This window comes from Legionella sp., from assembly GCF_965140895.1.
GTDB lineage: Bacteria > Pseudomonadota > Gammaproteobacteria > Legionellales > Legionellaceae > Legionella.
In genome coordinates, this window is sequence record NZ_CBCSKT010000015.1 from 1 (window position 1) to 6,532 (window position 6,532).

Genomic DNA, 6,532 nt, shown 5'->3' on the forward strand with positions numbered 1-6,532 from the left:
GCGCATGGGCTTGCCAAAATGGGGTTGTTCTAGGTCAACAAAAAACAGATGCCAAATCGAATGAAATCACAGCCATTCCACAACTATTGGATATGTTGGAGTTGAAAGGATGCATTGTGACATTAGATGCTATGGGGTGTCAGCGAACTATTGCTCAAAAAATACGTGATAAAAAAGCAGACTATGTTCTTGCACTCAAAGGGAATCAAAGCGACCTGCAAGAAGCAACAAAAGATTTCTTTGAAACAGCCTTTAAAAAAAATTGGTTATCTGTCGATTATTCAGTCTTTGAAGAAGGCGATTATGGACATGGGCGTATCGAATCAAGAACATGCTATGCGGTATTCCTGCCAGATTATCTTAAAGAGTTCCAAAAGGAATGGGCTGATTTAACAAGTTTGATATGTATTGTCTCTTCTCGTGAGATAAATGAAGAAGTACAACACGAGGCGCGTTATTACGTGAGTTCTCTTTGGCCGAATGCGGAAAAAATCAGTCATGCTATACGATGTCATTGGCAGGTAGAAAATTCTTTGCATTGGGTTTTAGACGTAACCTTTAGCGAAGATAACTCAAGAATCAGGCGAGGATATTCCGCAGAAAACATGTGTGTTATGCGCCATCTTGCATTGAATCTGATAAATAAAAACTCCGAGGAAAAACTCTCTGTTCCTCGAAAAAGGAGAAAAGCTAATTTATATGACCATTATAGAGAAAGGTTGTTAGGTTTTTAAACTTTGACGCTCTTACCCTGGGATTCTGTTGATTCGTTTACTGTTTTTGAACAAGAAGTTTCCAAACAATTTAAAAACAGAATAAAAGATATAGCGATTGATAAAAAGATCCTTCCTGCCTCCGAAGAAGCACAGTTAGATTATCTTGCTTCTGATGGCTACACATCGAAAAAAGAGCCTGGAGCAAGCGACTCCCTTGAGACAAAAGAAAGTTGTTTAATTCATTTTATTAGTCCAAATGCTAATTATTCTTGGAGAGAATTATTTCCAAGCACAAATGATGATACGAACATAGAACTCTGGAAACATTTCAATGACAGTTATGAAAAAAGACTTTGCAGTATTGGGTTTGAAGATTGGCCAGGAGCACTTACCGTGAGAGGGGGGATGATTGAAATTCAAAAAGGAGAGTGTGTTTCATTAAATGCTGCGCGGGATGCATATGAAAGATATAAAGAAAAAAAGGAGAGAATAGAAGGAGTAACCGGCCTTAGGAGATAGTTCACTTTATAAGGCCACCTATATTTTTGATGGGGTCATGGATAATGAGTCTGATATTCAACCCAAAACAATCCATGGGGATACAGGTGCTCAAAGTGAGGTAGTATTTGCTTTCGCTTATTTGCTAGCAATTAAATTTATGCCAAAGATTCGTAACTTCAAACATCTAAACTATTACAGACCCGTGACAGAATCTGGTGTGATGTTTAAACATATTGATAGTATATTTACGCCCTTGGGGAGCAATGGAACAGCCAACCGACTTAAGGAAGCAACTTCTGAAGTTGACTAGCTGACTGTTTTGAATCTAAAAACTGGGCCAAAACGCCATCATCTGGCAACTCAAAGCCTGTGTTTAGCCAGCCCTGTTGCTCAGCAACAAGCTGAATCCGCTTGATCGTTTTGCGATCAGCATCCCTTGTTCTTGCTATGCTACGAAGACTATCTCCCAAACGCAGATGGATAATAATTTGGCGATATTGATACATTTCAAACCTCCGATTTGACATAGTTCTTCTCTCCGTTGAAATTTAAATGAACAACGGATTTAAACTACTGTGTTTAACGAAAATTCGATAGGAAAGTGGTCCCTTTTGAGTGATTATGAAATGGTCCTATTAGGGTGATGAATGACAGTTAATATCATTTAGAAGGTCTGCTGCTTGAGGAATGTGTTGAATGAGTTCATTTTCTATGTTTGTAACGTAAGTCATGATTTTATCCTTTTGTGTTTTAAACATGTGTGTCTGTAGTAGACATTTATATAATAACATAGTGCCGGCATATGTCAACAAAATATTGTTGCAAATTATTGTTTCAACTTTCCGTTGGTTCGTTTTTTATTTCTTAAGCCTCCCTGCGCGTATGGCAGCGCTTTATTTTACGTTAATCTTTAACACATAGGACATCATCAACCGTTGGTTTCTTTTTCTCTTCAGAGCATCTAATGTTTTTTGAAGGGGTGCACCAAGCTTTCTAATTATTTTTTTAGCCATTTTTTATTACCCTTATTGTTTATAATTTTTTTTGAGATGCCCCGATATAGAGGGGGCATGCGGTTAATCAATTGCAAGTAAAATCAAGTCCCTCTCAGGATGCTGAAGGGCAAAGTCACGTAATGCGTAATATTTATCAATTAAATAATCATCACCTTGTTGCCCAGAAATGCCATTAATCGAAAACAATGTGACAATAACGCCCAAGGCTTCCGAGCTAACAAATCCGTTAAAGCCATTTCCATCAACAAACATCTCCAACGGCTGCTCTAATGCCGGAGCAAGAAAGAATCCCTCGTTGCTTAGCTCGTAGAAATTCCAATACCCGCCGCTGTATTGATAGCACATAGATTGAGTAAGGTAATAAATAATATTTTCAAATTGAATGACATGCCTTTTTACATGTTTGGGGAGGAAGTTTAGGCGATTTTTTTCTACTACAAGTTGCTTATAAATGACTCTATTACGGTTCATTATTAAAAATCCTTATGTGTGTTTCAAACGTGTGTCTTTTCTCAGACATTTATAGAATAACATATAATCATATTTATACAACAATTATTTGCAACAAATTATTGTTGTAATATCATCTTGCCTGTATTACACTATTTATAATCGAGAAACGTAACTCTTGAGGTTATTTTAATTTATACCTATAATAACCTTAAAGGTTATAATTTGGGCAATTTCATGAGCAAATCAAGACGGCCAAGTTATAATTTAAACGATATTAAAAAAGCGTTTAACAATGAACATAAATTACGAATGACGGTATCAGCCAAACAAGGACAACTAGCTCTCGGCTTCTCCGATCATGATGTAGTAGAAGCCATACAAAGCTTAACAAGTACTGATTTTTATAAATCAATGGAACCAATAAACCCAGGTTTTACCGCTTGGCAAGATGTATATAAAGCTAATTATAAAGGTGTGCATCTTTATATAAAGTTTCAAGTAAACAGCTATGGCGAACTTATTCTCTCATTTAAGGCGAAATAATATGACAAAAGAACTATGCCCAATTTGTGGTGAACTGGCAGCAAGCCATGAAGAGCGAAGCACAACCTATAACTATAAAGGACACGCATTTTGCATCATGCAGCCAGCCCTTTGGTGCGACTCATGTGGGGAAGGTGTTATAAGTCCTGAGGATAACAAAGCAACTGCCTTAGAAATTCAAGGGCATCGCTCACGCATTGATGGTATATTAACGCCTAATGAAATTGCAAAAATACGAAAACACTTAAACCTGAATCAAAAGGATGCCAGTCGTCTATTTGGTGGCGGCATTAACTCGTTTAACCGATATGAACGAGGAACCAACCCAATCCCTAAGCCGTTAAGTATGCTTTTAGTGCTTTTAGACAAACACCCAGAACAATTACAAGAACTATTAATGTCTCCCGTAGTTAATCCATCGGAACAGAGCGCAAGGCGGCTATAAAATGAAAGAAACCTTACAAATTACATTAAGAAAAAACAGGCGCTCTGAAGATTTAATTCAGATCGCTCGAAAAACTAAAGGTGAAAACATTTCATACAGTTATGGGCAGTCTAATCCCCCCTTACCAGAAGAGGCGATTTTTTCAGAGGCCGAGCTATTTGAAATTTCATGGTTTGACCAAATGGTTAAATTCTTTCATGAGCATCAAGATACGAATGCAACCGATTTAGAGCGCTATAGACTCTTTCTGCCAGAAAATTTTTATCAAGCCATTTATGAATTACACCAAAAATGCCAAGAACACAAAATTGACTATAGGCCCGTAGACTCATTGCTTAAGTCCATCATCAATAAGATTAAGGCTACAGAAAAAAGCCTGTATGAAAAAACAGGAATCACCAGTAATGTTTTAAAAGAGATTCATTTTAAAGATTCTGCAGAAAACGCGGATAAGCTTAATTCCTCAATCTTAGAACTATTCAAAAAACTGATTGAAGTTCCTGATTTTTATAATCAGTTTAAACAAATTGCTACAAATGAATATAAGAAAAGCCCCAATATAAAAATTGGCCATTTTAAGGGGTATGCGCAAGGACATGCGCTACCATCAAAATGGATCTGCGCCTGTGCAGTGGATGTAATTTCACAAAGTGAAAACCCGTTCAATATTCTCGAATCAGAAGAACTCCTCGATCTTTGGATTAAACCTAAATTACGCTCAGGCTTTGAGCTTTCCCAACTTTTATTCCGATTAAGAGAGATAAAATCGTCACCAGAGTTTATTAGAAGCGTAGAAGAGATATCCCAACTTTTTTTATAAACATATTAGAGAGGCAATCTTAATGAAAAAAATTATCTTGGTGACAAGCTGTTACTTGCTTTTTATGTTCTTCATGGCAATTAGCTTGAGCCTGATTTTAAATCATTTTTCATCGTCAGGTGTTTATCTTTTTTCCAATTTTGAGCATGAATTAGGCAGTTATAGCAATTTAGTTATGAGTAAATTTCCGTATTTTAAAGGACATGAGTACTTTGTAAGTTATGTTTCAGCAGGTATAGGCTTTATATGTTATATGCTGTGCATGAAGCTAGCGGAAAAATAAACTATTAGCTGTCGCACCGTTTATCTAAGCCAGCTCACTTTATTGGAGGCCTCTTAATGAATAAGCTCTTAAGGTTTGAAATCAGACAAAATTCACGTAAATCTCCCCGGGTTTACGTAAAATCTGTTGTCTCGAAAGTTCTGCATGGTTCATTTCCAATGGATGCCCCTGATTCATTTGACGCATGGGCTAAATTATCCATAAATGAACGTATTGAACTCAAACAATTTATCCAAAACATTACGGCTGTTTATCAACATTTACACCCAGCACCACAAAATGCCTTGATTGATTTCCGCTTTCGCCTTCCTTATGAGTTCACCGACACATTAGACCAAATTGAGATTATTTGTCATCAAAACGATGTGGAACTCAACATTTTTGAACCTATGGTAGCAAGCATCATTCAACAAATGAAAATCGCGGTCAGTAAGCTTTCCGGTAAGAGCAAGGAGGATGCGCTAACCATTTTAGCTAAGGTTAATCTTGCAGAATATAAAAAGCAGGATTTCAACCGTCAAATGCAAGCTGTTTTTTCCGAAATACAATCCATTTACAACCGCTCCGAAAAATTACATGCACTAGCAAAAGAGCTATTCAAAAAAGACAAAAGTTTCTCGCCCCTTGCCATTCAAAGCATGGCTCATGGAGAAACCGTGCCTACTAAATGGCTCACCGCCTGTGCTATTGAATTACTATTTAATGAGAAGCCAGAAATTTTATTCATGATGCTGACTGAGGATGATGTCTTTATGCTGTGGGCGAAGCAATTATTAGATCAAGGCCATGCCCCTGAACTCATTATTAAGAACATTATTAATCTCCATAAAAATGAATTAATGGATAAAATTAAATGCTATAAAAAATCCACATGATAAAATTGGAGCTAATTAGTTTAATCGTGTTTATGAACCGGAGTATCACTCAATGCCATTAACTCTTACCAGCGGCTTAATTATTTTTTTAGGACCAGTTATAACTTGGTGCATTCTTTATTCTATTTTTTCGGAGAAATCTCCTTTAAAACTGGGTTTAAAATTAGGAGCCTTGGTTTTATTGTTTTCTCCATTAATCGGTAAATTTAGTTACGATACTTATGCCGCGCTCTCGCGACTACTCTTTCTTATGAAGTCGAGTAGCCACTCCCCATTACTGAGGAGCAGCCCTCTAAGAACGATGCGGGCTAGTTTCCCAGCACATCGCTCAAGCCCTCATAAGGCTGATTGAGTTCAGCCCAGCAGTTGCAGCGTGTGTTGGCAGATTTGCTTTTCTGATTTTCTTCTCCCGCTCCTTAAAGTACTCTTTGAAACGGGGGTCAAATGGATTTGCCTCTGCTTTCACTTTTATATGACGTCTTATGTGTGTGTCCGTTGCACGTTTGAGATAAAGAGTTTTCTTATTTCCTTCTTTGTCTTTTATGGTGCAATGAAACCGCCAATTGTCTCCAGCAAGAGTCGTAAAGTATTTACGAGAAATCCAATGCTTGCCTTTTCTGGCGTGTCTTTTCAGGCACCAGTTTTCTAGGGCTGAGTAGATTTCAAAGTCGATCTTTGCGAATACTTTTGACGATACTCCTCCTTTATAATAGTTTGTCCATCCAATTATTTTTTGGTTCAACTGGTGGATCAATATTTCTGTAGGAAGGGCTATTGCTGATTTGATAATTGCTCGAACATCCTCGAGAAACGTTTTAATACTTGCCTTGGATGGCTTGATTAATAGTTTCCCACACGAATATTTCCGGACATTGAATCC

At 37.3% G+C, this 6,532-nt stretch carries 9 protein-coding genes and 1 pseudogene; 7 read left to right on the top strand and 3 right to left on the bottom strand.

Annotated features, from left to right (window positions below; genetic code table 11):
• The 3 genes and pseudogenes from ACQY7T_RS02220 to ACQY7T_RS02230 all read left to right on the top strand — a co-directional run.
• Positions 1 to 734 (top strand): ISAs1 family transposase (locus ACQY7T_RS02220; RefSeq protein ID WP_428411088.1); only part of this gene is annotated, 734 nt, incomplete at its 5' end.
• 3 nt (positions 735 to 737) lie between these two features.
• Positions 738 to 1,235: a hypothetical protein gene (locus ACQY7T_RS02225; RefSeq protein ID WP_428411089.1), complete on the top strand. Its 498-nt coding sequence runs from the start codon at positions 738 to 740 to the stop codon at positions 1,233 to 1,235.
• 19 nt (positions 1,236 to 1,254) lie between these two features.
• A pseudogene (locus ACQY7T_RS02230) lies at positions 1,255 to 1,527 on the top strand (Tn3 family transposase); the annotation flags it as partial.
• Here the strand turns inward: ACQY7T_RS02230 and ACQY7T_RS02235 are convergent.
• Together ACQY7T_RS02235 and ACQY7T_RS02240 are read right to left on the bottom strand one after the other, a co-directional pair.
• The gene (locus ACQY7T_RS02235; RefSeq protein ID WP_428411090.1) at positions 1,499 to 1,723 is read right to left on the bottom strand and encodes a hypothetical protein; all 225 of its coding nucleotides are present in this window, start codon (positions 1,721 to 1,723) and stop codon (positions 1,499 to 1,501) included. The pseudogene ACQY7T_RS02230 and the gene ACQY7T_RS02235 overlap by 29 nt on opposite strands.
• Positions 1,724 to 2,293: 570 nt before the next feature.
• Entirely contained in the window at positions 2,294 to 2,704 is a 411-nt protein-coding gene (locus ACQY7T_RS02240; protein WP_428411091.1) for an antirestriction protein, read from the bottom strand.
• Positions 2,705 to 2,920: 216 nt separating this feature from the next.
• On the opposite strand from ACQY7T_RS02240, the gene ACQY7T_RS02245 reads away from it, so the two are divergent.
• The 4 genes from ACQY7T_RS02245 (at position 2,921) to ACQY7T_RS02260 (ending at position 5,652) form a co-directional block, all read left to right on the top strand.
• On the top strand, positions 2,921 to 3,229 hold the full coding sequence (locus ACQY7T_RS02245) for a type II toxin-antitoxin system MqsR family toxin (RefSeq protein ID WP_428411092.1): 309 nt from the start codon (positions 2,921 to 2,923) through the stop codon (positions 3,227 to 3,229).
• A 1-nt stretch (position 3,230) separates the two neighbouring features.
• Entirely contained in the window at positions 3,231 to 3,674 is a 444-nt protein-coding gene (locus ACQY7T_RS02250; protein ID WP_428411093.1) for a type II toxin-antitoxin system MqsA family antitoxin, read from the top strand.
• A gap of 1 nt (position 3,675) precedes the next feature.
• Positions 3,676 to 4,494, top strand: a complete 819-nt coding sequence (locus ACQY7T_RS02255) for a hypothetical protein (RefSeq protein ID WP_428411094.1) — start codon at positions 3,676 to 3,678, stop codon at positions 4,492 to 4,494.
• 339 nt (positions 4,495 to 4,833) lie between these two features.
• A complete protein-coding gene (locus ACQY7T_RS02260; RefSeq protein ID WP_428411095.1) occupies positions 4,834 to 5,652 on the top strand; it encodes a hypothetical protein in 819 nt (272 codons plus the stop codon).
• 328 nt (positions 5,653 to 5,980) lie between these two features.
• On the opposite strand, the gene ACQY7T_RS02265 is transcribed toward ACQY7T_RS02260, so the two are convergent.
• Positions 5,981 to 6,532, bottom strand: a 552-nt coding sequence (locus ACQY7T_RS02265; RefSeq protein WP_428411096.1) for a group II intron maturase-specific domain-containing protein, incomplete at its 5' end; no start/stop codon positions are given.